General features: G+C 70.5%; 23 protein-coding genes and 1 pseudogene. 15 read left to right on the top strand and 9 right to left on the bottom strand.

The window, feature by feature from the left end:
- Window positions 1–498: 498 nt before the first annotated feature.
- Entirely contained in the window at window positions 499–798 is a 300-nt protein-coding gene (locus tag ACFY3C_RS44815) for a hypothetical protein (RefSeq protein ID WP_390775051.1), read from the bottom strand.
- 409 nt (window positions 799–1,207) lie between these two features.
- On the bottom strand, window positions 1,208–1,444 hold the full coding sequence (locus tag ACFY3C_RS44810) for a cupredoxin domain-containing protein (protein WP_390775053.1): 237 nt from the start codon (window positions 1,442–1,444) through the stop codon (window positions 1,208–1,210).
- Here ACFY3C_RS44810 and ACFY3C_RS44805 point away from each other — a divergent pair.
- On the top strand, window positions 1,377–1,607 hold the full coding sequence (locus ACFY3C_RS44805; RefSeq protein WP_390775054.1) for a hypothetical protein: 231 nt from the start codon (window positions 1,377–1,379) through the stop codon (window positions 1,605–1,607). The two genes, ACFY3C_RS44810 and ACFY3C_RS44805, sit on opposite strands and share 68 nt — an antisense overlap.
- Before the next feature lie 55 nt (window positions 1,608–1,662).
- On the opposite strand, the gene ACFY3C_RS44800 is transcribed toward ACFY3C_RS44805, so the two are convergent.
- The 5 genes from ACFY3C_RS44800 to ACFY3C_RS44780 all read right to left on the bottom strand — a co-directional run bounded on the left by ACFY3C_RS44800 (window position 1,663) and on the right by ACFY3C_RS44780 (window position 6,549).
- Entirely contained in the window at window positions 1,663–4,131 is a 2,469-nt protein-coding gene (locus ACFY3C_RS44800) for a heavy metal translocating P-type ATPase (RefSeq protein ID WP_390775050.1), read from the bottom strand.
- 2 nt (window positions 4,132–4,133) lie between these two features.
- Window positions 4,134–4,454 (bottom strand): hypothetical protein, encoded by a 321-nt coding sequence (locus ACFY3C_RS44795; RefSeq protein WP_390775049.1) that lies wholly within the window; start codon window positions 4,452–4,454, stop codon window positions 4,134–4,136.
- A complete protein-coding gene (locus tag ACFY3C_RS44790) occupies window positions 4,454–5,542 on the bottom strand; it encodes a cytochrome b N-terminal domain-containing protein (RefSeq protein ID WP_390775048.1) in 1,089 nt (362 codons plus the stop codon). Before ACFY3C_RS44790 ends, ACFY3C_RS44795 begins: the two co-directional genes overlap by 1 nt.
- On the bottom strand, window positions 5,539–6,120 hold the full coding sequence (locus ACFY3C_RS44785; protein ID WP_390775047.1) for a hypothetical protein: 582 nt from the start codon (window positions 6,118–6,120) through the stop codon (window positions 5,539–5,541). Before ACFY3C_RS44785 ends, ACFY3C_RS44790 begins: the two co-directional genes overlap by 4 nt.
- A 105-nt stretch (window positions 6,121–6,225) precedes the next feature.
- Complete coding sequence (locus tag ACFY3C_RS44780; protein ID WP_390775046.1) at window positions 6,226–6,549, bottom strand: SHOCT domain-containing protein; 324 nt, start codon at window positions 6,547–6,549, stop codon at window positions 6,226–6,228.
- A gap of 171 nt (window positions 6,550–6,720) precedes the next feature.
- On the opposite strand from ACFY3C_RS44780, the gene ACFY3C_RS44775 reads away from it, so the two are divergent.
- From ACFY3C_RS44775 to ACFY3C_RS44710, 14 genes and pseudogenes are all read left to right on the top strand, one after another.
- The gene (locus ACFY3C_RS44775; protein WP_390775045.1) at window positions 6,721–9,522 is read left to right on the top strand and encodes a heavy metal translocating P-type ATPase; all 2,802 of its coding nucleotides are present in this window, start codon (window positions 6,721–6,723) and stop codon (window positions 9,520–9,522) included.
- 27 nt (window positions 9,523–9,549) lie between these two features.
- Window positions 9,550–11,601, top strand: a complete 2,052-nt coding sequence (gene ftsH, locus ACFY3C_RS44770; protein ID WP_390775044.1) for an ATP-dependent zinc metalloprotease FtsH — start codon at window positions 9,550–9,552, stop codon at window positions 11,599–11,601.
- Window positions 11,602–11,684: 83 nt separating this feature from the next.
- Window positions 11,685–13,145: a glycosyltransferase gene (locus tag ACFY3C_RS44765; protein ID WP_390775043.1), complete on the top strand. Its 1,461-nt coding sequence runs from the start codon at window positions 11,685–11,687 to the stop codon at window positions 13,143–13,145.
- 20 nt (window positions 13,146–13,165) lie between these two features.
- Window positions 13,166–14,269 carry a galactose-1-phosphate uridylyltransferase gene (galT, locus tag ACFY3C_RS44760; protein ID WP_390775042.1) on the top strand — a complete coding sequence of 368 codons (1,104 nt, stop codon included), beginning with the start codon at window positions 13,166–13,168 and terminating at the stop codon, window positions 14,267–14,269.
- Window positions 14,270–14,283: 14 nt separating this feature from the next.
- The gene (locus ACFY3C_RS44755; protein WP_390775041.1) at window positions 14,284–15,501 is read left to right on the top strand and encodes a YbhN family protein; all 1,218 of its coding nucleotides are present in this window, start codon (window positions 14,284–14,286) and stop codon (window positions 15,499–15,501) included.
- A 5-nt stretch (window positions 15,502–15,506) separates the two neighbouring features.
- On the top strand, window positions 15,507–15,746 hold the full coding sequence (locus tag ACFY3C_RS44750; protein WP_390775040.1) for a hypothetical protein: 240 nt from the start codon (window positions 15,507–15,509) through the stop codon (window positions 15,744–15,746).
- Between the two features lie 42 nt (window positions 15,747–15,788).
- The gene (locus ACFY3C_RS44745; protein ID WP_390775039.1) at window positions 15,789–17,381 is read left to right on the top strand and encodes an oleate hydratase; all 1,593 of its coding nucleotides are present in this window, start codon (window positions 15,789–15,791) and stop codon (window positions 17,379–17,381) included.
- A gap of 428 nt (window positions 17,382–17,809) precedes the next feature.
- Window positions 17,810–18,656: pseudogene (locus tag ACFY3C_RS44740) on the top strand (ABC1 kinase family protein).
- 162 nt (window positions 18,657–18,818) lie between these two features.
- Entirely contained in the window at window positions 18,819–19,604 is a 786-nt protein-coding gene (locus ACFY3C_RS44735; protein ID WP_390775038.1) for a PspA/IM30 family protein, read from the top strand.
- A complete protein-coding gene (locus tag ACFY3C_RS44730; RefSeq protein WP_390775037.1) occupies window positions 19,601–19,879 on the top strand; it encodes a hypothetical protein in 279 nt (92 codons plus the stop codon). The genes ACFY3C_RS44735 and ACFY3C_RS44730 overlap by 4 nt, the downstream gene beginning before the upstream one ends.
- A gap of 15 nt (window positions 19,880–19,894) precedes the next feature.
- Window positions 19,895–20,806, top strand: a complete 912-nt coding sequence (gene htpX / locus ACFY3C_RS44725) for a zinc metalloprotease HtpX (RefSeq protein ID WP_390775052.1) — start codon at window positions 19,895–19,897, stop codon at window positions 20,804–20,806.
- A gap of 29 nt (window positions 20,807–20,835) precedes the next feature.
- The gene (locus tag ACFY3C_RS44720) at window positions 20,836–21,552 is read left to right on the top strand and encodes a response regulator transcription factor (protein WP_390775036.1); all 717 of its coding nucleotides are present in this window, start codon (window positions 20,836–20,838) and stop codon (window positions 21,550–21,552) included.
- Complete coding sequence (locus ACFY3C_RS44715) at window positions 21,552–22,688, top strand: sensor histidine kinase (protein ID WP_390775035.1); 1,137 nt, start codon at window positions 21,552–21,554, stop codon at window positions 22,686–22,688. Before ACFY3C_RS44720 ends, ACFY3C_RS44715 begins: the two co-directional genes overlap by 1 nt.
- Before the next feature lie 52 nt (window positions 22,689–22,740).
- Window positions 22,741–24,336, top strand: coding sequence for a multicopper oxidase family protein (locus ACFY3C_RS44710; protein ID WP_390775034.1), 1,596 nt, complete (start codon window positions 22,741–22,743; stop codon window positions 24,334–24,336).
- Between the two features lie 87 nt (window positions 24,337–24,423).
- Here the strand turns inward: ACFY3C_RS44710 and ACFY3C_RS44705 are convergent, their stop codons facing one another.
- Together ACFY3C_RS44705 and ACFY3C_RS44700 are read right to left on the bottom strand one after the other, a co-directional pair.
- Window positions 24,424–24,588 (bottom strand): hypothetical protein, encoded by a 165-nt coding sequence (locus ACFY3C_RS44705; RefSeq protein ID WP_390775033.1) that lies wholly within the window; start codon window positions 24,586–24,588, stop codon window positions 24,424–24,426.
- 262 nt (window positions 24,589–24,850) lie between these two features.
- Window positions 24,851–25,174 carry a hypothetical protein gene (locus ACFY3C_RS44700; protein WP_390775032.1) on the bottom strand — a complete coding sequence of 108 codons (324 nt, stop codon included), beginning with the start codon at window positions 25,172–25,174 and terminating at the stop codon, window positions 24,851–24,853.
- Window positions 25,175–25,236: the final 62 nt, after the last annotated feature.

Genomic DNA, 25,236 nt, shown 5'->3' with positions numbered 1-25,236 from the left:
GCCAACTCCCACAGACCGTCCGGAACGATCCAACCCCACCGCCCACTCCCCATGCCCCACTCAACTACCAACAGGCCATGTAGGACACGGTCTTATACCCCCTAGAGGTATAGGGGACCGTATTGGCGTTGCCGCAGTAAATCCGGCATCTGCACCACCCAGACGAGTCATCAGGCGGCAGAAGTCCGATAGGCCGACCACGAGGCGGAACCGCGCACATCGACCGAGCACATCCACCAGGGCATCCTCCGAACCCGGCGCGCTCACCGTCACCCGGAAGGCCGACCGTACAACCCTCGGTTTGTGGGGGCGCAGGCATGCCCAGTGACTTGGGAAAACAGCTCGATCGGGGCAATGGTTGAGCTGCATCCGGGTGATCGGAGCGGATCAGTTCGCGTCGCGATGCATGTCAGCACGACGGTTTCATCCCTACATGCCGGATCCCCTTCGCGCGGTCACCGAGGCCGCACCGGCTGAGGAGTGAACCATGCACCCTCGTCACATAGCCGCCGCCCTCGCCGCCGCCACGATCTCCCTGACCGCTCTCGCCGCGCCGGCAAACGCGATGCCAGGCCCGACGGGCACACCCAGCGTGTCACCGAGCTGCACCATGCAGCGGTCCTCCGCCAGCAGGATGTCGATGACTTGCACCATGACGATGCCGTCTGCCATGACGATGCCGTCCACCATGCCGTCCACCATGTCGATGCCTTGCACCATGACGATGCCGTCCGCCATGACAATGACTTGCACCATGACGATGGCACCCGCCACGCCGACGACACGGATTCCATCCACGCCTCAAGGGGCCGTCAGAGCCGGCGCGGGTGGTAGCAGCAACAGCTCGGCGCCCGCGCGCATCGCGGCCGGGACCCTGTTGGTGGCCCTCGCGGGCGGCGGCAGTGCGTTCGTGGCGATGCGTCGCCGCAGCAGTCGCAGGGCCTGATGGTCCCAGGGTATCGCCGAGGTAAGCCCCAAAGCCGTCAGCAGTCGATCTTGGGGTTTGGCGTTGAACGTAGCTGCCGCGAATGAAGCACTCGCCGCCGACCACCGCGCCAGCCGCCACGCGGAGAAGATCGCCAACGGGGTGGAGGCCGGGCCGGGCAGCAGGTCGGTCGCTGCCCTGGACGCAGGGATACTTGCAGGTGCCGGGCTGTGGGGTTCGACGACAGAGGCGCAGAGCTGCGTAGCGGACGCTGACGCCGACTCAACGCACGGTCAGCGTTCCCTTCATGTTGGGGTGGAAGGTGCAAACGAAGGCGTAGCTGCCGGCCTTGGACGGGGCGGTGAAGGACCCCGACTTGCCGCCGGCGATGCTCCCGGTGTCGAAGTCTCCGCCCTGCGTGGCAGTGACGGTGTGTGCGGTGGAGTCCTCGTTGACCACGGTGACCTTCTCGCCTGCCTTTACTGTCAACGCGGCGGGGCTGAAGGCGAAGTTCTTCATCGTGATACGTGCCGCGCCGGCATTCGTAGAGGCGGGAGCGGGGGCCGAGGAAGCCGGGCTTGACGTGGTCGATGGTGATCCGCCCCCCGAGTTTGAGCAGGCGGTCGCGAACGACAGGGCTGCAATCGTCGCGAGCATCAGGGGAATGGTGCGTCGTCGGTGACGGGCTGAGGGTGACATCGGAGCGGCCCTTCGGGAGGTGGCGGTACGGGTTGACGTCAGGCGGCCCGCCGGGCGGGCTCGTCGACAGCGGGGGCGGCGGTCTCCCCTGGGGGCGGCGCGGGAGCCGGGGCCGTACCGGGAAGCCGAAGCCCCTTCAGGGACAGGGCGTTGACGGCGACGATGAAGCTGGAGCCGGACATGGACAGCGCGGCGATCTCGGGGCGCAGGACGAGGCCGAAGGCCGGTTCGAAGACGCCGGCGGCGATGGGCAGGGCTATCGCGTTGTAGCCGATGGCCCAGCCGAGGTTCTGCCGCATCTTGCGCAGGGTGCCGCGGCCGATGCGCAGGGCGGTGGGCACGTCCAGCGGATCGGAGCGCATCAGGACCAGGTCGGCGGTCTCGATGGCGACGTCGGTGCCCGCGCCGATGGCGATGCCGAGGTCGGCCTGGGCGAGGGCGGGCGCGTCGTTGACGCCGTCGCCGACCATCGCCACCTTGCGGCCCGCGCCCTGGAGTTCGGCGACCTTGGCCGCCTTGTCACCGGGAAGAACTTCGGCGATGACGGTGTCGATGCCCAGCTGTTCGGCGATCCGTTCGGCGGTGGCCTGGTTGTCGCCGGTGAGCATGACGACCTCGATGCCGAGGGCGTGCAGTTCCTTCACAGCGGTGGCGGAGGTCTCCCGAGGCGCATCGGCGATGCCGATCAGGCCGGCCGCGCGGCCGTCGACCGCGGCGATGACGACGGTGCGGCCGGTGAGGGCCAACGTGTCCCGTTTAGTGGTGAGTTCCGCGAGGTCGACACCCTCTCGTTCGGCCAGACGGCGGTTGCCGACCACCACCCGGTGCCCCGACACCGTGGCGATCGCGCCGTGACCCGGGACGTTCTCGAAACCCTCCGCGCGTTCGGTTGCGAGCCCCTTCCCCTCGGCATGCCGTACGACGGCCTCCGCGAGGGGGTGCTCGGACTCGCGCTCCACCGCCGCGACCAACCGGATGAACTCGTACTCGGCCATGTGGGCACTCGTGACCACGTCGGTGACCTCCGACTCGCCCTTGGTGAGCGTGCCGGTCTTGTCCATGACGACGGTCTGGATACGGGCGGAAGCCTCCAGTCCCACGGCGTTCTTGAACAGCACACCCCGCTTGGCGCCCAGCCCGGTCCCGACCATGATCGCGGTGGGGGTGGCCAGACCGAGGGCGTCCGGGCAGGTGATCACCACGACGGTGATGGCGAACAGCATCGCGGCCCCGAAGGACCGGTCCGTGGCCAGCAGCCAGACGGCCAGCGTGCCGGCCCCGCCGATCAGGGCGACGAAGACCAGCCAGAACGCGGCGCGGTCGGCCAGCCGCTGCCCGGGCGCCTTGGAGTTCTGGGCCTGCTGGACGAGCTTCACGATCTGGGCCAGGGCGGTGTCCGAACCGACCTTGGTGGCGCGCACCCGAAGCGTGCCGTTGGCGTTGATGGTGGCGCCGACGACCGGCGAGCCAGGCTCCTTGTGCACCGGCAGGCTCTCGCCGGTGACCATCGACTCGTCCACCTCGCTGGCGCCCTCCTCGACCAGACCGTCGACGGCGATCTTCGCGCCGGGACGGACCAGCAGCAGGTCGCCGACCACCACTTCCGCGGTGAGCACCTCGACCGGCTCACCCTCGCGCAGCACGAGCGCCTTGGGCGGGGCGAGGTCCAGGAGGGTGCGGATGGCGTCGTTGGCGCCGCCGCGGGCACGCATCTCGAACCAGTGGCCGAGCAGGACGAAGGAGGCCAGCACGGTGGCCGCCTCGTAGAAGACGTCCCCGCCACCGGTGAGCGTGACGATCAGGGAGTACAGCCAGCCGGAGCCGACGGCGACCGCGACCAGCACCATCATGTCCAGGGTGCGGGCGCGCAGGGCCCGCCAGGCACCATCGAAGAAGATCGTGCACGAGTAGAAGATCACCGGCAGGCTCAGCAGCAGCGCCCACACGTCCTGCCGGAGCCCGAAGGGGACCGGCACGTCCAAGTGGAAGACGTCCTTCCCGATCGGTGACCAGATCACGATGGGGATCGAGAACAGCGCCGCGACGAGGAACCGGTTGCGCATGTCGGCGACCATGGCCGCCATCGACATCGCCCCGTGTCCGCCGTGCCCCATCATCTCGTGGGGCGAGGGCGGCGCCTCCTCCTGTTCGTGAACGGCATGGCCAGCGTGTGCGCTCGGCGCCGGTGCTGTCGCCGCGGGCGGATCAGGCTCGGCCATCGGGTCGCACACGTGGGCCGGAACGGACTGTCCCGCGCAGTGGTACCCGCACTCCTCCACCCAGCGGCGCAGCTCGGCCAGGGACGTACGACGTGGGTCGAAGACCACGGTCGCCGTCTGCGCCACGGCGTTGGCCTCCACGTCGAGCACGCCCGGCCGCCGGCCGAGGACCGCGGTGACGGTGCTCTGCTGGGAGGCCCAACTCAGGCCCCGGACGTCCAGCACAGCGGTACTGCGCTCCTTGGGTGGCTCCACATGGCTGCCATGCTCTGCGTCGTGGTCGTGCACGCTCACTCCTCCTTCGAGGGGCGGGTGCCGGAGGCGTGCGCCGTGGTCGTACGCCGTCCGGGTGGGCGCAGACGCAGACGTCGGGGCAGGCGTGGCGGCCCGGCGAGCACGGTCAGGATGCGGGCCGCCTGGACGACGGACGCGGCCAGCACCAGCCCGCTGATCAGGACCAGGACTCCGGTACCGGGTCCGGGAGCCGAGCGCAGCCCCTCGTAGAGCGCGCCCATCGCGAGAACGGCCACGATGGTCAACGCCCAGAACCAACGCTGTGCACGGCGCACATCGACGCCATCCGCACGACGGGGGCGGCCGCCGGTGTCCATCAGTGCCCCTTCGGGTTGTTGACCCACACTTCAACGGTGACAGCTATGAGGGTTAGTAGCAATACGGTGGCGCAGGCCATGGCGATCTTGCGTTCGCGCCACAGTCGGCGCGGGCTGCGGTCGAGGAACGGCACGAGGAAGATCAGTCCGAAGACGCCGGCGATGACGTAGGCGATCGAGGCGACACCGAACCACTCCTCCATGGGGAAGAACCACCAGAACATCCACAGCGGCCGGGTGATCTCGATTCCCGCGACGGGTGTCGGGCCGAGCGCCGGCGGCAGCAGTACCGCCAGCAGGGACAGGACGCCCAGCAGGACGAGGCCGAAGGCGCCCACTCGCTTCAGGTGCGCGGTGAACGGCTCGGGGACTTCCTCCTCGGGGACGGGGATGCCGGGGTGCGGCGAGATCTGGTGCCGTTTGACGAGGAGTGCGTGCCAGACGAAGAGCAGCAGGATCAGGCCGGGGACGATGACCGCGTGGGCGGTGTACAGGCGTTCCACGATCGGTACGTGGTTGGTGAGTTTCGGAGTGAACCAGATACCGAAGCCGCCGAGCAGCTTGGCGACGTCGAGGTTGTGCGCCAGGGCCTCGTATCCCTCCTGGTCCCACTTGATGACGGTGCCGGTGAAGACGGCGAGGAAGGTGAGCAGGAACATGGCGCTGCCGATGATCCAGTTGCCCTCGCGTGGCTTCTTGAAGGAGGCGTGGAGGAACACCCGCAGGAGATGGAGCAGGGCGAGGACGAACATCGCCTGGGCCGCCCAGTAGTGCAGGCCGCGGGCGAATCCGCCGAGCCAGACGTGGGTGACCAGGGCGCGTACCGACTGGTTGGCGTTCTCCGCCGTCGGTGAGTAGAACTGCGCCATGTAGACGCCGGTGACCAGGAGCGTCACGAAGGACACCAAGGTCAGTCCGCCCAGACTCCAGGTCAGGTTGTTGGCGTGCTCGGGCACCGGATAGGCCAGCGCCTTGATGCCCATGCGCTCGTCGATGGCGTCGACGGCCCGGCGGAATCTGCCGGGACGGGACGGCTGGGCTTTGCTGTCGGGGCCGTCGGCAGCGGGTTCGGGCCGGTGCGTGGTCATGACGCCTCCCGGTGCCCGCGGTCGCGGTGTTCCAGTTCGCGAATGGTGTGCGGAGGGCGTAGCCGGCGCGACAGCCACAATCCGCCGCCGATCGCCACGACACCCAGGCCGACCAGCACGGCGTCGCCGCCGTCGGAGATGCCGCGCGCGGGCCGGAACTCGTCGAGGACGACGCTCGTGCCGGTCTCATCACCGGTCGCGGGGCGGCCGGCTTTGGGTGCGGAGGGCAGCTTGCCGCCCAGCGAGTCCAGCAACAGCCCCTTCACCTGACGACTGACGGCCGCGCTGTAGCCCGGCTGCGCGACCAGGGACTGAGCCCGGCGCACCCTGGCCAGGTCGACGCCTTCCTTGTGCGGGGCCATGAGGGCGTCGTCGATGCGCTCGGCGACCTGATCCTCGTAGGCGTTGTTGGCGATCAGGGCGACGGCCTGCTCAACCAGGACCGCCGACTCGTCGCTCTCTCCGTCGTGGGCCCACGCCGCACCGGGCGCTGCGACGGGGACCAACAGGGCGGCCACGGCGACCACCCCTGACAGGATCAGACCTGGCCCCCGGCGGAGGGCTGGATTCCTACGCATGACGCTCAGCCTCGTTCATGGCGCACTCCTGCGCTCGCTGAGGAATGACGATCCGAGGCCCGGCCCCGCGGCGCCGGCGACTGAAACGGGGTGTAACGTCCCGGTTCAGTGCTTGGTCAGGTCGGCACCGCTGGAATGCAGCACCCGCAGACGGCGCTGGTACTCCTCCTCGTCGATCTCCCCGCGTGCGAACCGCTCGGAGAGCAACTGCTCGGCGGAGGGAGGCGCCGACGGTGTCCAGGGGGTGGCCTCGTGTGAGCCGCCGGGCGCGGGGCGGCTGAGGGCGCGGAAGAGCAGGACGAAGGCCGTGATGATCAGGCCCCAGAAGAGGAGCATTCCAAGGGAGGCGCCGAACCACCCCCAGCCATTCATGTTGTGGCCGTACCAGAACATCATGGCGATCACTTCCAGGATCGAAGAGTCGAACATGAACTCCAACCGCGCCAGTGGGGGCGGTTTACAGCCACCGTCCTCTCACTAAGGCAATTAGTGCATGGGCCGGGTGGCCCCCTTGCCAGGGACGGTGGGCCCCTACTGGGTGGGGGTAGGGGTGACAACAGTGGATTCAGTACCGCCGCCCGCGGGATGAAGGAGTCCGCAATGAACCTGGCCGACCTGGTCGTCATCACCGTCTCCGCCGTCGCCGTCGCCGCACTGGGCTGGTTCTTCTTCGGTCCGCGCCGGGCGCGGGCGGCAGAGCTGTCCCATGGCGTGCAGCGGGTCGAGGTGACCGTGCGCGGTGGCTACAGCCCGGACGTGATCCGGCTGCGCCAGGGGGTTCCGGCGGAACTGGTCTTCGACCGTCAGGAGTCCGGGGAGTGCACGAACAGGGTCGTCTTCCCTGAGTTGCGTGTGAGCGCCGCGCTGCCGGCGTACGAACGCACAACGGTGCGGCTGAATCCGGCCGAGGCCGGGTCGTTCGGCTTCGCGTGCGGGATGAACATGATTCACGGCATGGTGCTGGTCGAGCCTGGTGAAGGGCTGGCCCCGATCGGCGCGGAAGACCGGGAAGCTGAGCGGCACGCCCCGCTCGCCGGGCCGAGCGAGGGTCAGGCCGCTGAGGCGGAAGCCGCCGAGGCCGCCGAGCGGAGGGCGGAGATACGGGATCTGAGCCGCCGCGTGGCCTTCGGCGCCGTACTGACCGCGCCGGTGCTGTTCGCGGTGATGGCCCATGAGCTGTTCGGCGCCGACTGGGTGCCCGGCTGGATGCTCAACCATTGGTTGCAGCTGGTCCTGATCACTCCGGTGATGTTCTACACCGGGTGGCCGATCCACCGGACCGGCTGGCTCACTCTCGCCCACCGCGCTGCGGACATGAACTCCCTGATCACCCTGGGCACGACGGCAGCGTACGGCTACAGCCTGCTGGTGACCGTCGCTCCCGGTGTGCTGCCCGAGAACGTCCGCGAGGTGTACTTCGAGGCAGTCGGAGTGATCCTCACCCTGATCCTGCTCGGACGGCTTCTGGAAGCCAGGGCCAAGGCCGGCACCGGCGAGGCCATCCGCGCGCTGCTGGGACTGCAGGCCCGCACCGCCCGCGTGGTACGCGACGGGGTCGAGTCCGAGATCCCGGTGGAGGACGTACGGGCGGGTGACGAGGTCGTCGTCCGCCCCGGCGAGAAGGTGCCGGTGGACGCGGAGGTGATCTCCGGCTCCTCCGCGGTGGACGAGTCGATGGTCACCGGCGAGCCCATGCCGGTCACCAAGTGTGCGGGCGACACCGTGATCGGGGCGACGGTCAACGGCACCGGGTCCCTGCGGGTGCGGGCGGTGAAGGTCGGCGCTGACACCATGCTCGCCCAGATCATCCGGCTGGTGCGGCAGGCGCAGGCGTCCAAGGCCCCGATCCAGCGCCTCGCGGACGCCACCTCCGCCTACTTCGTGCCCGCCGTCATCGCCATCGCGATCGGCACCTTCGCCCTCTGGTACACGGTCGGGCCGGCACCAGCACTGACCCTCGCCCTGGTCTCCGCGGTCTCCGTGCTGATCATCGCCTGCCCGTGCGCGCTGGGTCTGGCCACCCCGATGTCCATCATGGTCGGCACGGGCAAGGGCGCCCGCGCGGGCATTCTGATCCGCTCTGCGGAAGCCCTGGAGACCGCGCACAAGCTGGACACCGTCGTCCTCGACAAGACCGGCACCATCACCGCCGGGACGCCTGTCCTCACCGACATCTGCCCGGTCGGCGATGTCGAAACCGACCGGCTGCTCGCTCTGCTGGCCGCGGCCGAACGCGACAGTGAGCACCCGCTGGGCACTGCGATCGTCGACGGTGCCCGCAAAGCCGGTCTGGAACTGCCGGCCGTGTCCGGGTTCGACTCGGTGACCGGCAAGGGCGTGCAGGCCACCGTGGACGGCCATGCCGTACTGGTTGGTGCGACACGGCTGCTCGCCGATGTCGGTATCGACACCGCGGAGCTCGATCCGATCGCGGCCGAGATGTCCGCGCAGGGAAAGACGCCGGTGACGGCCGCGGTCGACGGTCGGCCCGCTGGGGTGCTGGCGGTGGCCGACACCGTCAAGGAGGACTCGGCCGCGGCCATCGCCGCCCTGCGGCAGATGGGCGTGGACGTGGTCATGCTGACCGGCGACAACCGTCGCACGGCTGCCGCCATCGCCGCCGAGGTCGGCATCGAGCGGGTCCTCGCCGAGGTCCTGCCCGAGCACAAGGCCGACGCCGTACGCACGCTGCAGGCCGAGGGCCGCCGGGTCGGCATGGTCGGTGACGGCATCAACGACGCCCCGGCCCTCGCCGCCGCCGACGTGGGCCTGGCCATCGGTACCGGCACCGATGTCGCCATCGAGGCCGCCGACATCACCCTCATCTCCGGCTCGCTGTCCGGCGTGGTCACCGCGATCCGGCTGTCGCGAGCGACCATGCGCAACATCCGGCAGAACCTGTTCTTCGCCCTGGTCTACAACGCCGTGGGCGTCCCGGTCGCCGCCGGAGCCCTCTACCCCGTGTGGGGCATCCGGCTCAGCCCGATCATCGCGGCCGCCGCGATGGCCCTGTCCTCCCTGTCCGTGGTCACCAACGCCAACCGGCTGCGCCGCTGGCACTCCGCGCCGCTGACAGGTGCCGCCCCCACTGTGGTCCAGCCGCGGGTGGAGGTCCCGGAGGACCGTGCCGCCACCCCGCCGGGCACGCCCCGTGGCCGCACCGCGCAACCCGACACCGCAACGGGGACCGGCACGAGTAACCGCGGTCACCGTCACCACCGTCACCACGACTCGTCGGCCGGGACCGCCACGGTCACCGACCCGGTGTGCGGCATGAGCATCAGCGCGGACGCCGCCCCCGAGCGGCGTGAACTGGACGGCCGCACCTACTACTTCTGCTCCCGGCAGTGCGCCACCACGTTCGACGCCGACCCCGCCCGCTACATCAGCGCGGGAGCGTAAGGCGCCCGAGACCGTACGGAGTCCGCCATGACCAAGCAGGCCCAACCACCACCCCCCGGCGACCGGCCGAAGCCGACTGCTCCGCCGCCCCCGCCCGCCTGGCGGCACTGGCTGTGGCCGCTGGCCATCCTTCTCGCCGTCGGGATGTGGGTGTGGCTGCCCGGGCTGCGCTCCAGCGAGCCGGTGAGGATGGACCTGACCTACTCGAAGTTCCTCGCCGACGTCGACAGCGGCCAGGTCAGGAACGTCTCCATCAAGACCGACGGCGAGGCGAGCGGCACGCTCACCAACGGACACCGCTTCACCACCGTCGTCCCCGTCCAGCTCGCCGGTGACCAGCTCCTGAATCGGTTGGAGAAGAACAAGGTGGCCGTGACGGCCACGCCGCCCTCCACCTCGCCGTCCGTCGGCTCCCAGGTGCTGTCCTGGATTCTGCTGCTGGGGCCGGTCGTGCTGATCATCTGGTTCTGGCGCGGGATGTCGAAGGGCGCGTCCGGCGCCATGCAGGGGATGCTGGGTGGGGTCGGCAAGTCCAAGGTCAAGGTGTTCGACGCGGAGCGCCCGGAGACGACGTTCAAGGACGTCGCCGGGTACGAGGGCGCCAAGTCCGAGATCGAGGAAGTCGTCGACTTCCTGCGCCGGCCCGAGCGTTACCGCCGCGCCGGAGCCATGGCGCCGCGCGGCGTCCTGATGGTCGGCCCGCCCGGCACCGGCAAGACCCTGCTCGCCCGCGCGGTCGCCGGCGAGGCCGACGTGCCGTTCCTGTCGGTGGCCGGATCCAGCTTCGTCGAGATGTACGTCGGTGTCGGCGCCGCCCGCGTACGCGACCTGTTCGCCGAGGCCCGCAAGCGGGCGCCCGCCATCGTCTTCGTCGACGAGATCGATGCGCTCGGCGGGCGCCGGGCTGCTGCCGGGTCGATCGTCTCGAACGACGAGCGGGAACAGACGCTCAACCAACTCCTGTCCGAGATGGACGGGTTCGAGGCCGCCGAGGGCATCGTGGTGCTGGCCGCCACCAACCGGCCCGAGGTCCTGGACCCGGCTCTGCTGCGCCCCGGCCGCTTTGACCGGCAGGTCACCATCCCACTGCCCACCCTGTCCGAGCGCGCCGCGATCCTCGCCGTGCACTGCCAGGACAAGCGCCTCGGCACGGACATCGACTTGGAGAAGGTGGCGCGCGGCACGCCCGGGTTCTCCGGTGCGGATCTGGCGAACCTCGCCAACGAGGCGGCCATCGTCGCCGTACGCGAGGGCCGCGAGGTGCTGGCCGCCGGCGATTTCGACGCGGCCCGCGACCGGATCCTGCTCGGCCGGCGCGAAGGCTCCAACGTGCTGCTGCCCGCGGAGAAGGAGGCCGTCGCCGTGCACGAGGCGGGCCACGCCCTGGTGGCCGCGCTGTCCCCGAGCGCGGATCCGGTGGCCAAGGTGACGATCCTGCCCGCCGGACAGGCTCTTGGCGTGACGGAGCAACTACCCTTGGTGGAACGGCACTTGTATGGAGAGGACTACCTCACCCAGACCCTCGCCGTACGGCTGGGCGGTCGCGCGGCCGAGCTGGTTGCCCTGGGTCAGGGCTCCACCGGGGCGGCCAACGACCTCGCCGGTGCGACCGAGCTGGCGGTCAAGATGGTCCGTGAATTCGGGCTGTCACCGGCACTCGGCCCGGTGGGCTACCCGCAGGGCGGCTCGGTGTTCCTCGGCAGTGGGGGACCGGCCATGAGCAGTCGCGCCTTCGCCGAGGCCACTCAGGCCGCCATCGACGCGGAGGTCTCCCGCCTGCTGCGGGAGGCCGAGCAGCGGGCCACGGACCTGCTCACCGAGCACCGCGTACAACTCGACGCGCTTGCCGATCTGCTGCTCAAGCAGGAGACCGTGGACGGCACCGTGGTCTACGGCCTGTTGGGCGTCGAGCCTCCCAGTGCGCACCCCACCGGTGAGACGATCGCGCCGCGCCGCGTCTCCGTCACCAAGGAGCCCGCCACTCATCAAAGCGGCCATGCGCACGGGGCACCCGCTCCGGCCGCCCCTGTCCAGGACCGGGACCCGCGGCCCGGCACGTCTGCGAAGGCCGCGCCATGACGCCCCCGCGCCGACAGCCGTCGCACTCCCGGCGGCATTCCGATGAGGCGTCTGCCCACCGGTGGGGAGAGAGGTGACCGAAGATGCTGCAGAACGTGGACGTCGGCCGCCGACGCCTGGACGCCTACCGCTCGTGCGCGGGCGACGCGCCCGTCGACGAACTGCGCCGCCTCGCCGCGCCACTGGACGGCGTGCGGGTGCTGCACGTCAACGCCACCGCGTACGGCGGCGGGGTGGCGGAGATCCTGCGCTCCGAGGTGCCGTTGCTGCGTGACCTGGGCGTGGTCGCCGAGTGGAAGACCATCACCGCCGAGCAGGGCTTCTTCGAGGTGACGAAGGCCGTCCACAACGGCCTGCAGGGCGATCCGCGGGGAGTGACCGACGACGAGTGGCGGGTCTACGACGCCACTTCGGCGCAGGTCGCCGCCCAGCTGGAGGAGTCGTACGACGTCGTGGTCGTGCACGACCCGCAGCCGCTGGCGCTGCCGCACCGGCACGGCCGCTGCGAGGCGAAGTGGGTGTGGCGCTGCCACATCGACAGCTCCCAGCCCAACCCGCAGGTCTGGGCCCGGCTGCGTCCCCTGCTGTCCGCGTACGACGCCGCCGTCTTCACGCTCGGCGCGTTCGTCCCGCCGGACATACCGGTGGGCCGGGTGGAGATCATTCCCCCGGCGATCGATCCGCTCAGCCCGAAGAACATGTGCGTCGACGACGCGTTCGTCACCGGCGTCCTGGACTGGATCGGTGTGGACACCGCGCGCCCGCTGCTGGTGCAGGTCTCCCGCTTCGACCCGTGGAAGGACCCGCTCGGCGTCATCGACGCCTACCGGGCGGTCAAACGACAGGAGCCGAGTGTGCAGCTGGCCCTGGTCGGGTCGATGGCCCTGGACGACCCGGAGGGCTGGCGCGTCTACCGGCAGATCACGTCGGCCGCGGCCGACGACCCGGACATCTCGCTGTTCACCAACCTCACCGGGGTCGGGAACATCGAGGTCAACGCCTTCCAGCGGCACGCCGACGTGGTCATCCAGAAGTCCCTGCGGGAAGGTTTCGGCCTGGTGGTCTCCGAGGCCACCTGGAAGGGCACCCCGGTGGTCGCGGGGCGGGCCGGGGGCATTCCGCTGCAGCTGCCGGACGGGGTCGGCGGCCATCTGGTGGACACCGCCGACGAGTGCGCCCGGGCCGTCCTCGGCCTGCTCTCCGATCCTGCGGCAGCCCGCCGTCTCGCGGCTGCTGGGCGGGAGTTGGTGCGCGAACGCTTCCTCTTGACCCGCCTCATCGGCGACGAACTCCGTCTGATCACCAGCCTGCTCGGTCACACCCCTGCAGCCCCTGTGGCCTTGGCCGCCGCGGGCACCGCGGGCGAGGACCGGGACCCGGTCTGCGGAATGCGCGTGGACGGCACCGGCGTCCATCCCACCACGTACCGGGGCCGGGAGTTCCGCTTCTGCTCCGCCTCCTGCGCTCGGCAGTTCGCCGCCGACCCTGAGCTGTTCTGGCGCGCCGTGGCACGAGCTGCCCGCGGCGCCTCCGCCACCGCGTGAGCCGTGAAGGAGCAGCCGTCATGTCGGAGTTGCGGCGGGACCCGTTCACCCAGGACTGGGTGGCCATCGCGCCCGGACGCCGCGAGCGCCCTCAGCAGATTCCCACCCCGGCCGGATCGGCCGTACGCCGGCCTCCGGCCGCTGATCCGGCCTGCCCCTTCTGCCCGGGCCGTGAGGAGGCCACCCCACCCGAGCTGTGGCGCCTGCCCGCCTCCGGCGATGCGTCGTCTGCGAGCTGGCGGCTTCGGGTGGTACCCAACCGCTATCCCGTGCTGGCCCCCGCCGCCCGGCCCGCCCGCCACCACACCACCGGACTGCACACGTCGGCGGAGGGGATCGGCAGCCACGAGGTCGTCATCGAATCCCCCGCCCACGACTGGGACCTTCCCGACGGCGACGACGCCGCCGTCGCCGACGTCCTGCGTGCCTACCGCGCCCGCTGCCTCGCCCTGCGCGATCGCCGCCCCGGCCTCGTCCTGCCCTTCCGCAACCACGGCGCGGCGGCCGGTACGTCGCTGCCCCACCCGCACTCACAGATCGTCGCGACCCCGATCGTGCCCGCCCGCTTCCGTCGGCTGTTCGACGTCGCCCGCGCCTACTACGACGACCACGGCAGCTGCCTGTACGTCGACCACACCGTCGCCGAACTCGCCGACGGTGAGCGCGTCATCGCCACGTCCGGCCATGTTGCGGCGCTGGTCCCGTACGCCGCCCGAACCCCGTACGAAACCTGGCTCGTGCCCCGTCACCACCAGGCATCCTTCGCCGACGCCCCCGACGAGGACCTGGAACAGACCGCCGTGCTCCTGCGCCGGACCCTCGGGGCGCTGCGCGATCTGCTCGGCGACGTCCCCTACAACTACGCTGTCATCAGCGCCCCCAACGGCGAGGAGACCACTGCCTACTTCGCCTGGCACCTCCAGATCGCCCCCCGCCTGACCGAACCCGCCGGCTTCGAACTCGGCACCGGCATCACGGTCAACCCCGTCCCGCCCGAACAGGCCGCCGCCCACCTGCGTCAGGCCCTGGCAGCCCAGCCTGCCCCGCCCGCGCCCCAGACCACCGCCCCCTGGACCTCTCACCGCTCTCAGGCATGGGAGCGCCCGGTCGGCAGGCAACCGTGAAGACGAGCAGTGGCGTGAGTGACCTCACCGCAGGAGCAGGCAACGGCCGTCCCGTACCGGCCCCGCAGACGGAGCCGGCCACCGAGCCGAAAGCGGTCAGGCGGCCTCGGTGGCAGGCGTGGGCCTGGTGGGCCGGTACGGTCGCCGTCGTCGTCTTCGCCGTGGTGGCGGCCGTCTCGCATCGCCACGAACTGGTCGGCGCCTCCCAGCTCCTCACCCATGTCAGTGTGCCGAAGCTGGCCGTCGCCCTCGCCTTCGAGGCGGGCTCGTTCGTCTCCCTCGCCGCCCTCCAGTGGTGGCTGCTGCGCGGGGCGGAGACGCGGCCGGGCCTGGGGACCATGACCGGCCTCGTGTTCGCCGCGAACGCGATGGCCGGGTCGCTCCCCGGAGGCAGCGCCCTGTCCGTCGCGTGGGTGATCCGCCAGCTGCGCCGACGGGGCATCGTCCTGGCGCTCGCCGCGGCGATGCTGGTTGTCGCCGGGGCCCTGTCCGCGCTGGTCCTCGCGGTACTTCTGACGCTCGGCGCGCTGGTGGCCGACCCCGCCGGACCCGCTTCGGGGCTGCGCACGGTGGTGCTGCTGACGGCGGTGGTGCTCGCTGCTGTCATTGTGTCGGTCGTCTGTCTCGCCCGGTCATCGGGCCTGCGCCGTGCCGTGCGGCACGCAGGACGACACGTCACCGCCCGATGGCGAGCCGGGAAACGAGTCGGGAACCTCCTTGCCGAGGTCCTCCACAAGGCCGAGAGCATCCAGCCCGGGCTCCGGGGCTGGACCCGCCCCACCGGGCTGGCGCTGCTGAACTGGCTGTGCGACGCCGCCGCACTGACGGCCGCCCTGTGGGCCCTGGGCATCGGTGTGCCGTGGCGCGGCATCCTCATCACCTACGGACTGACCCAGATCTCCATCAGCCTGCGCCTCACCCCCGGCAGCCTCGGCGTCGCCGAGGCCAGCCTGAGCACCCTGCTCGTCGTCCAGGGCCTGCGCGCCGACCAGGCGATCGCCGCCACGCTCCTGTATCGCGTCGTCAGCTTCTGGGCCGTTCAGCCGATCGGCTGGGGCTGCTGGCTCCGCCTCACCCTTCGAGACACCCGCCCCCTCACCCGCACCGGCCACTTGGGCGCGAGGCCATCCGCCGCCAATGGGACCACGAGACCGAAGGCGGCCGGCCAAACCGGCGCCTCCCGGCGCAGCGAAGTCCACCGCAATCGACACCACAACCCACGAGACGGGTGACGGTCATGTTGATGGACAAGGTCGAGTCCGCCCTGGTCGACAGCGGCCCGCGCCGGGTGCTGCAGCGGTTCTACGAAGCACCGCTGCTGACCCGCCTCGACGGCCGGATCCCCGGCGGACAGGCCCTGGAGATCGGCTGCGGGAGCGGGTACGGCACCCGGCTCAGCCTGGACCGGTTCGGCGCCCCCGCAAGGACCTCTTCACCGCCGGCGACTTCCTCGCCGAGCTGCCACCCGGCGGGCTGACGGCCGACATCCCCCGACACGAATCAAGACGAAGGAAAGATCATGACCACGACGACATCCGACACCCGGGTCTACTTGGTAGGAGGAGGCATCGCCTCCCTGGCCGCCGCGGTGTTCCTGATCAGGGACGCCGGACTGCACGGGGAGAACATTCGCATCCTGGAGGAACTCCCGGTGGTAGGGGGCGCGCTCGACGGCACCGGCGACCCGGGCCGCGGCTTCGTCGCCCGCGGTGGGCGCATGCTGGAAGAAGAAGCGTACGTCTGCCTGTGGGACCTGCTGGAGACCATCCCGACGCTCACCGACCCCGACAGGACCGTCAAGGACGAGGTATGGGAGTTCAGCCGGAAGTGGTCTTCGCACGCCGGAGCCCGTCTCATCGACCGCGACCACAAGATCCTCGACGCGGCCGACTTGGGCCTGAATCTGCGGGACAAGGCCGAACTGGTTCGCCTGCTGGCGCTGCCGGAGCACGTCATCGGCGCCCGGCGCATCGACGAGTTCTTCTCCGACCACTTCTTCGCCACGAACTTCTGGGCCATGTGGCGCACGACTTTCGCCTTCCAGAACTGGCACAGTGCCATCGAACTGAAGCGGTACATGCTGCGCTTCGCCCAGGAACTGCCGCGCATCCACACTCTGGCCGGGGTGCGCCGCACTCGCCTGAACCAGTACGACTCCATCGTCCGCCCCATCCAGCAGTGGCTGGCCGACCGCGGTGTGGTCACCGAACACGGCACCACGGTCACCGACGCGGACTTCACCAAAGACACCGCGAGTGGCCGCCGGATCACCACTCTGCATGTCGTACGCGACGGCCGGCCGGGCACGTACGAACTCGGCGAGCACGACTACGCCTTCCTCACCCTCGGGTCGATGACCGCCGATGCCGCCTACGGCGCCGACGACCGCGCGCCGGAGCTGATCCGCGACAAGCGTGACGGCGCCTTCCGGCTGTGGGAGGCCATCGCCCGCAAGGCCCCCGACTTCGGCCGCCCCAACACCTTCTGCGGCAACATCGACGCCAACAAGTGGGAGTCGTTCACCCTCACGATGCGCAGCCCGCTGCTGATCCACCGCATCCAGGACTTCTCGGGCAACGCCCCGGGCACCGGCGGCCTGATGACCTTCAAGGACTCCGCGTGGCTGATGTCACTGGTCGTGCCGCATCAGCCGTACTTCGCCTCTCAACCCGAGGGCACCTACACCGCATGGGGCTACGCACTGTTCCCCGACGAGAAGGGCGACTACATCGACAAGACCATGGCCGAGGCCACCGGCCAGGAGATCCTCACCGAACTCGTCCACCAGCTCGGCTTCGAGGACGCTCTGGACGAGATCCGCGCCACCACCACCGTCGTCCCGGTGATGATGCCCCACATCACCAGCCAGTTCGCCCCACGCCGCGTCGAGGACAGGCCCCTGGTCGTTCCGCACGGCGCCCGGAACTTCGCCTTCCTGGGCCAGTACACCGAGATCCCCGAGGACGTGGTCTTCACGGTGGAGTACTCGGTACGCGGCGCGATGCACGGCGTGTACGGACTGCTGGGCGTCGACCGGCCGATCCCCGGCATCTACCACGCCCTGTCCGACCCCGAGGCCGCCCTCAGCACACTCAAGGCGGCCCTGGCCTGACATTCCCGTACCGGCGTCGGCAGCCCGCGCTGCACCCCCACCCCCGGACCGGCTGCCGCACAGCCTGTGCCGCCACCGATGGAGGTGACGTCCATGCCACGGCGCCCAGCTGCCGCCCGGGTCGGAGAGATCGCCACCATGCTCTGGGCCGACGGATTCCGCCGGCTGGTCGACGCCCTCGGCCTGCGGGCTTGCGTGTCACCGCGCTGCCGCACCCTGTGCACCCTGAGGCTGCGGCCGTGCGAGCACCACGCGGTCATGGACCGGCCTCTGCCGGAGCGCACCCGCCATGTCCTGGAACAGCTGGGGCCGACCTTCGTCAGGGCAGGGCAGATGCTCGCGCTGCGTCCGGACTACGTGCCCGCCGCCTATGCCGGGGCGCGGCAAGGCTGTACGCCGACGTCCCGCCGTTCCCGGCCGCGGAGGCGATGCGGGTCGTCACCGAGGAACTGGGCCGGCCACCGGGGGAGGTGTTCGCGGAGTTCGAGTCGGAGCCGTTCGCGGCCGCCTCCCTGTCCTAGGTGCACCGGGCGCGGCTGCCCGACGGAACCGAGGTGGCCGTGAAGGGACAGCGACCCGGAGTGGATACGCACGTGGAGCAGGATCTGGTGCTGCTGCGGTGGCTGGCGCGGCGGCTGGAGAGGCGCAGTGCGGCGGCGCGCCGGTTCCGCCCGGCCGACGCCGTCGAGGAGATCGCCGAGTGGACGCGACGTGAACTCGACTTCCGCCGGGAGGCCGGTACCGCGCGGGAGCTGCGCCGCTGCTTCGCCGACGACGACTCGGTGGTCGTCCCGCGGGTGCACGAGCGGTGGACGACGCGGCGGGTGCTGACCATGGACCTCCTCCACGGGCACCGGCCCGCCCCGGCCGCCGAGTTGCGGCAGGCCGGGCTGGACCCGCAGCTGGTTCTCGAGACGTGTGCGCGCGGTGCTGCGGCAGGTCTTCGAGTTCGGGCTCTTCCACGCCCGACCCCCACCGGGCAACCTGCTCGTGCTGCCCGGCGAGAAGGTCGCTTTCCTGGACTTCGGCATGTTCGGGCGCGTGGACTCCCGGCAGCGCCACCGCATGGGCCTGATGCTGTGGGCGCTGATGGACGCCGACTACGACACCGCCGCCGGGCAGCTGCTACGCCTGTCGGAGCGGCGCCCGGGAGCCTACGTGCCCGGCTTCCGGCGGGCCGTTGCCGATCTCGTCGAGGACTGGTACGGCCAGTCGGCCCGGGAGTATTCGGTGGCCCGGCTAGGCCACTGGCGACGCGGCGGACCGCCTGGCTGAGCGGATCCACACCCAAGAGGGCCATTCGGCCCAGTGCTAAGGCCCTTAGTACCCATGCGGGGTTCCCCTACATGAGGGAGCGTGGAGGTCAAGGGAATCTGGCCACAATGCTGCGCAGGCTGTGGGACACAGACCTCGGACCGCGAAGAAGGGACTGGCACCATGAGCAGCATCGCTCGCCGTATCGCGGACCTTTTCCGGACCAAGGCGAACAAGGCCCTGGACCGGGCCGAGGATCCTCGCGAGGTGCTGGACTACTCCTATGAACGTCAGCAGGAGTTGCTGCTGCGGGTGCGGCGCGGTGTGGCGGACGTCGCCACCAGCCGCAAGCGGCTGGAACTGCAGATGGCAACCCTGGAGCAGTCGAGCGGCAAGCTTCAGGGGCAGGCCCAGCAGGCCCTCGCCGTCGGACGGGAAGACCTCGCCCGGGAAGCGCTGGGACGCCGGGCGACGGTGACCGCGCAGCTCACCGACCTGCAGGGCCAGCTTGCCACGCTTGAGGCCCAGGAAGAGAAGCTGACCTTGGCCTCCCAACGCCTTGAGGCCAAGGTGGATGCCTTCCGGACTCGGAAGGAGACCCTCAAGGCCACCTACACCGCGGCCGAGGCGCAGACGTCGATCACCGAGGCGGTCACCGGCATCGGCGAGGAGATGGGCGATGTCGGCATGGCCATCCAGCGGGCCCAGGACAAGACCGAACAGCTCCAGGCGCGTGCCGGGGCACTGGACGAGCTGATCGCCTCCGGCGCCCTGGAGGACGCCACCCTCCCGGCCGGGAGGGACGACATCCAGGCCGAGCTGGACAAGGCGTCCGCGTCCGGAGACATCGAGCTGGAGCTGGCCCGGATGAAGGCCGAACTCACCGCCGCCCCGGAACCGTCGCCCGCACTGGAGAGCCGCGACGCCGCAGCCGCGGACCGCGAGCCGGACAAGGAGGCACCGTCGTGATCATGCGGATTCTCGGCGAAGGCCAGTACGAGGTCGCCGACACCCATCTGGACAAGCTCAACGAGCTGGACGCTGTGCTGCAGTCGGCCGCAGCCTCCGGCGACGAGGAGGCGTTCGCCGCCGGGCTGCGGGCGCTGCTGGACGCCGTACGCGCCCTGGGCACCCCGTTGCCGGCCGACTCGCTCGTGCCCTCGGACCTGATCCTGCCCGGCGAGGACACCAGCCTGCGCGAGGTGCAGGCCCTGCTGTCCGACGAGGGCCTGATTCCCGGGTGACGAAGGGGGATGACCGTGCGCAGCCGCTTCGCCCCCGACCGGCAGCTGACCGCCCGCATGGGCCTCACACTGTTCCTGCTCGGACTGCTGTACGTGGTGTTCGTCGCGGTGCTGATCGCGCTGCTCAAGTCGTGGGTCCTGGTGGTGGTCATCGCCGCCGGGCTGCTGGCCGCCCAGTACTGGTTCTCCGACCGGATCGCCCTGTTCGCGATGCACGGCCGCATGGTCACGCCTGAGGAACAGCCCGAATTGCACGGCGTCATCGACCGGCTGTGCGCCATCGCGGACATGCCCAAGCCGCAGGTGGCCGTTTCCGGCATGGACCTGCCGAACGCGTTCGCCACCGGCCGCAACGCCGACCACGCCGTCGTCTGCGTGACCACCGGACTGCTGCGCCGCCTGGAGCCCGAGGAACTGGAGGGTGTCCTCGCGCACGAACTGTCCCACGTCGCGCACCGGGACGTCGCGGTGATCACCATCGCCTCGTTCCTGGGCGTGATCGCCGGGCTCATGGTCCGCTTCGCCTTCTACTCCGAGTTGTTCGGCGGTGGACGCGACCGGCGCGACGACCAGAACACCGCCGCCCTGCTGTTCGCGGTCATGGCGGTCTCGGCCCTCGTCTACGCCCTCAGCTTCCTGCTCATCCGTGCCCTGTCCCGATACCGGGAGCTGGCCGCCGACCGCGCCGCCGCCCTGCTCACCGGCCGCCCCTCGGCGCTGGCCTCGGCACTGACCAAGGTCACGGGAGACATCGCCCGGATCCCCACCGAGGACCTGCGCACCGCGCAGGCCTTCAACGCCTTCTTCTTCACCCCCGCTCTCGGCCCGGGCACAGCCGTGGCGAACCTGTTCTCCACCCACCCCACCCTGGAGCGCCGCCTGGCCCAGCTCGCGAAGATCTCCGCCGAGCTGGGCCGCCCGGCCTGAGCTGGACACAAGTCGAGGAGGAACCTCGGATGACCGACGGCCCCGTCGCATCGACCCCCCGGCGGGCCCTCGTGGTCGACGACGAGGTGGAGCTGGGCCGCCTGGTCGGCGACTACCTCTCCCGGGAGGGGTTCGCCGTGGACGTCGTACGCACCGGCGCGGACGCCCTGGAGTCGGCGCGGTCCGCGGAACCCGACGTGGTGGTGCTCGACCTGATGATGCCGGGCATCGACGGGGTGGAGGTATGCCGACAGCTTCGCACCTTCACCGACGCGTACGTGATCATGCTGACCGCCCGCGCGGACGAGGTCGACAAGCTTGTGGGCCTGTCCATGGGCGCCGACGACTATCTGACCAAGCCGTTCAGCCCCCGGGAGCTGGTCGCCCGGGTCAAGGCGATGCTGCGCCGACCGCGAGTCGGGCAGCCGGTCCCGGGGCAGGTGCCGGTGCGCCGCTTCGGTGACCTGGCCGTGGACCCAGAGGCGCGGGAGGTCACCCTCGCCGGCCGCGCGGTCGAGCTGACCAGGCTGGAGTTCGACCTGCTGGAGGCGCTGTCGTCCCGTCCGCGTCTGGCGTTCAGCCGTCGGCAGCTGATCGAGCGGGTCTGGGGGCCGGACTGGGGCGGCGACGAGCACATCGTGGACGTCCACGTCGCCCGTCTGCGGCGCAAGCTCGGCGACGACCCCCTCGCCTCCCGCTTCGTTCTCACCGTGCGCGGGGTGGGTTATCGGATGGGCGCCGGCTGATGATCCGGCGACCCGGCCTGGCGACGCGGCTGGTGGTGGCTCAGCTGCTCGTGGTGCTCGCCGGGCTGGCCACTCTCGCCGTCGTGGCCTTCGCCGTCGGCCCGCCACTGCTCAGGCGCCACCTGCGCAGCGCGGTCGGCGCGGTGTCCCCGCAGCTGTCCCGGCATCTGGAGGACGCGTTTCTGGCCGCAGGCGGTATCGCTCTGGGTATCGGCATCGCCGCGTTCCTGGCCGCCGCCGTCACCGCTGCCGTACTCATCACCCGACGGCTGTCCCGTCCCGTCGATGCCCTTGCCGATGCGGCTCGGCGAGTTGCCGCCGGCGACTACACCGCCCGGCTGGGGCCGACGTTTATCGGCCCGGAATTCGAGGCCCTCACCAGCGCCTTCAACACCATGGCCGACGCGCTGGAGAGCACCGAGCGCACCCGGCGCCGGCTGCTCGGCGACGTCGCTCACGAACTGCGCACCCCGCTGGCCACCATCGAGGCGTACCTGGAGGGTCTGGCCGACGGGGTACGCACCCTCGACGAACACACCCTGGATGTGCTCGGCGTGCAGACCGCTCGGCTGCACCGGCTGGTCGAGGACATCTCGTTGGTCTCCCGCGCGGAGGAACACCAACTCGTCCTGGCTCGGGCCACCCTCCCAACGGCCCGGCTGGTCGACGCGGCCGCGGCAGCCGTCCGCCCCGGCTTCCAGACCAAGGGCGTGGACCTGTGCGTCATGGTCACCCCTGGTACGCCCGCGGTGGACGTGGACCGTGACCGGCTCGTCCAGGTGCTGGTCAACCTGCTGACCAATGCCCTGCGTCACACCCCGGCGGGTGGGATGGTCACCCTCGCCGCCGAACCCGCGGGCAGAGGTGCCGTGATCAGCGTCGCCGACACCGGCGAGGGCATCGCCGCCGAACACCTCCCGCACGTCTTCGAACGCTTCTACCGGGCTGACACCGCCCGGGACCGGGAGCGCGGCGGCTCGGGCATCGGCCTGACCATCGCCCGCGCCCTCGTCCAGGCGCACGGCGGCACCATCACCGTGAGCAGTGAGGGACTGGGCAGAGGCGCCCTCTTCCGGATCAGCCTTCCACCCGCGAGCGACCGCCCGGACCTTCAGGGAAGCAACGTCGGAGCTTGACGGAATCGTCATGATTCGCCTGAACCATCGGATCTCATAGGAGGAACACAGAATGAGTAAACGATGGTTCACGCCCCGCTGGCTGATCGGCCTGATCGCCCTCGTCGTGGTCGCGGGCGCCGGGGTCGGTATAGGCCTGTGGGCGAGCGGCGGAGGCTCGTCGAAGCCCCGGGCCTCGACCCTCGTCGGGCCGGGTGACGGTGCCGTGAGCACGGCCGAGGCCGCCCGTCAGAAGAAGGGTGCCGCCGTGCGGGACGTGACCCTGACCGCAGCCCCCACCACCCTCAGCCTCGACGGGCGCAAGGTCACCACCTGGGCCTTCAACGGAACCGTTCCCGGCCCGGAAATCCGCGCCGAGGCCGGCGACGTGATCCGCGCCCGAGTGGTCAACCGGTTGCCCGACCCGCTGACCATCCACTGGCACGGGATTGCGCTGCGCAACGACATGGACGGCGTCCCCGACGTGACGCAGAAGGCGATCAAGCCCGGCGGCGAGTTCGTCTACCGCTTCACGGTGACCGATCCCGGCACCTTCTTCTACCACTCGCATGTCGGCACCCAGCTGGACCGCGGACTGTACGGCCCGCTGATCGTGGACGACCGCAACGACACCACCGCCCCGCGCCGCGACATCACCGTCCTGCTCGACGACTGGATGGACGGCACCGGCCGTACGCCCGACCAGGTCCTCGCGGGGCTCCGCTCCGGCGCCAGGGACGGCAACGGCTCCACGGACATGGGATCGGACATGGGGTCCATGCCGGGCATGACCAGCCCCTCGTCGGGCAGCACGTCGGACGGCTCGGAGATGAACGAGATGATGCCGACCAAGGCCAACCCCCTGGGCAGCGACACCGTGGACCTGACCTACCCGTACTACCTGGTCAACGGCCGCCCGGCGACCGACCCGGCCACGTTCAAGGTCACCCCGGGTGAGCGTATCCGGCTGCGGATCATCAACGCCGCCGCCGAGACGCCGTTCCGGGTCGCGGTCGGCGGCAGCAAGCTCACGGTCACGGCCTCGGACGGATTCCCGGTCCGGCCGGCGACGGCGGACACGGTCCTGGTGGGCATGGGTGAGCGGTACGACGCGGTCGTCACCGTGCCACGCTCGGCGACCGTCCCCCTGGTCGCGAAGGTCGAGGGCGAGGACGAGCGGGCGCAGGCACTGGCGGTTCTGCGTACGGGCCCCGGGGCCGGCCCGATGGCCGACGTCAAGCCGACGGAACTGCGCGGACGACTCCTGACGTACGACGATCTGCACGCCGCCCCGGACGTCTCATTGTCCGCGCGTCGACCCGACCGCACCTACTCCGTCGATCTGACCGGCAACATGACCACGTACAAGTGGGGCACCAGTACCGACGGGAAGAAGAACGGGACCCTGCCCGTCCGGCAGGGCCAGCGGATCAGGCTCGTCCTCGACAACCGCACCATGATGTGGCACCCGATCCACCTGCACGGACACACCTTCCAGGTGGTCACCGGCTCCACCCCGGGCCCCCGCAAGGACACGGTCATCGTCCCGCCCATGAGCCGGGTCACCGTCGACGTCGACGCGAACAACCCGGGGCAGTGGGGCCTGCACTGCCACAACACCTACCACGCCGAGGCGGGCATGCTGACGACGCTGTCCTACGTGAAATGACCTCGGGTCCGCTGCCAGCGGCTGTCTGTACCTGACCAGGGCCCAGGAAGCTCGAGGGCCGCGACGCGAACTGCGCGTCGCGGCCCGTCAGCGTTGCTGCCGGTGATCACGGATGGCGAACAACACGGCGAACAAGATCAGCGAACCGCCGACGACGATCAGAAGAGTGTGGTGGAACGGTGTGTTCAGGGCCGCCAGCACCACGATCACGGTGGCCAAGGTGATCACCAGCGGCGCACGCAGGCGCTTCATGGATCCTCCCCGGTGCGTGTTGACGGGTAGGGATGCGGCCACCCGGTACGGGCGGCACACGCCTCAGCGAGCGCCCGCAGGGGGCCGCCGGCCAAGGGCTTGGGTGCCTTGCGTCGGCGTCGGAGGGGGCGTGCAGGAACGGTCACGCCGGAGACCGCGACGACTGCGAGTTTGACGACAGAGTGGTCCGGTAGATGCCGGTGTCGCTTCCTGTTCGGCGGCGAGTTCCACACTCCCGTGGCCACGAGCACGGCGAAGCGGGTCATCGCGGCTCAGTCGGCCCCGGCCGGACCGCCGGAGTAGTGGTGCGCGTCCGGGGGATGTCCCGGGCGGCGTCGGCGGCGGCGTGGACCAGCGCAGCGGCGATGCATCCAGCGCCCCACAGGCCCCAGAGCACGGCGGACGCGTGGAAGGCGAGAAGAGGGGCGAGAGGCAGCATCGAGACCCCCAGGAGTGAGGGCGCGACCAGGTGAAGAGATCGCGGCAGCGCATCCTGGTCCTGCCGATGACGCCGGAAGAGATGGGCGGCGCCCAGTGCGGTGGTCAGCCACTGGACGGCCACCAGGGCCAGGGCGAGGAACGTCATCACGCTCACCTCCGCATCGCCGGGTGCGCTGATCCAGGTGGTTTTCTCAAGGGCAGGAGCGT

The sequence above is a fragment of the Streptomyces sp. NPDC001410 genome, from assembly GCF_042895235.1.
Classification (GTDB): Bacteria; Actinomycetota; Actinomycetes; order Streptomycetales; family Streptomycetaceae; genus Streptomyces.
The sequence above is the reverse complement of the archived record's forward strand: the minus strand, read 5'-3'. Positions and strand labels throughout refer to the sequence as shown.